Here is an 805-nt window from a genome sequence, read left to right on the forward strand (position 1 = left end):
AACCGTTATCTTGCGTTGATTCGGGCCATATTGAACAAAGCTGCAAAAGAGTGGCAATGGTTGGATAACGTGCCGAAAATCACGTTATACCGCGAAGCCAAACGGCGTATCCGCTGGCTGACGCAGAACGAAGCACAGAAACTCATTGCCGCTTTACCCGAATACCTGGCTGATATGGCGGTTTTCAGTTTGGCGACGGGGTTGCGGCAGCGGAACGTTTTGGAACTGAAGTGGGCGCAAATAAACCTGAGCCGGAAAACGGCGTGGATTTATGCCGACGAAGCCAAAGCAGGCCGCTCAATCGGTATCGCGCTGAATCAGACGGCGGTCGGTGTATTGGAAAAACAGATGGGCAGACACCCGTCTTTTGTTTTTACCTATCCGAACGGCCGCCCCGTAAAAAGCATCAATTCGCGCATTTGGAAAAATGCTTTGGAAAAAGCCGGTATATCCGATTTCCGCTGGCACGACCTGCGCCATACTTGAGCAAGCCGGCTGGTTCAGGCCGGCGTGCCGTTGGCGGCGTTGCAGGAAATGGGCGGTTGGGAAAGCATCAGCATGGTGCAGCAGTATGCCCACCTTGCTCCCGAGCATTTGCACGGACACGCTGCTTTATTGGACGGTGCCGGTCTTGGTTTCGGCACAAATTTGGCACACCCCAAGATAGGCGGTGGCAAAGAAAAAAGCCTAAACGGTTGTTTAGGCTTGGAAAGCTTGGTGGGTCGTGAAGGATTCGAACCTTCGACCAACGGATTAAAAGTCCGCTGCTCTACCAGCTGAGCTAACGACCCGAAAGAGTGCGCAT

Annotated in this window: 1 tRNA gene and 1 pseudogene; one reads left to right on the forward strand and one right to left on the reverse strand. The window is 53.2% G+C overall.

The features are described from left to right. Positions 1-69: 69 nt before the first annotated feature. A pseudogene (locus NQ012_RS13180) lies at positions 70-534 on the forward strand (site-specific integrase); the annotation flags it as partial. 181 nt (positions 535-715) lie between these two features. Here the strand turns inward: NQ012_RS13180 and NQ012_RS12830 are convergent. Continuing rightward, positions 716-791 (reverse strand) — tRNA-Lys (locus NQ012_RS12830). Positions 792-805 lie beyond the last annotated feature (14 nt).

The organism is Neisseria dentiae (assembly GCF_024580525.1).
In the GTDB taxonomy this organism is placed as follows: Bacteria; Pseudomonadota; Gammaproteobacteria; order Burkholderiales; family Neisseriaceae; genus Neisseria; species Neisseria dentiae_A.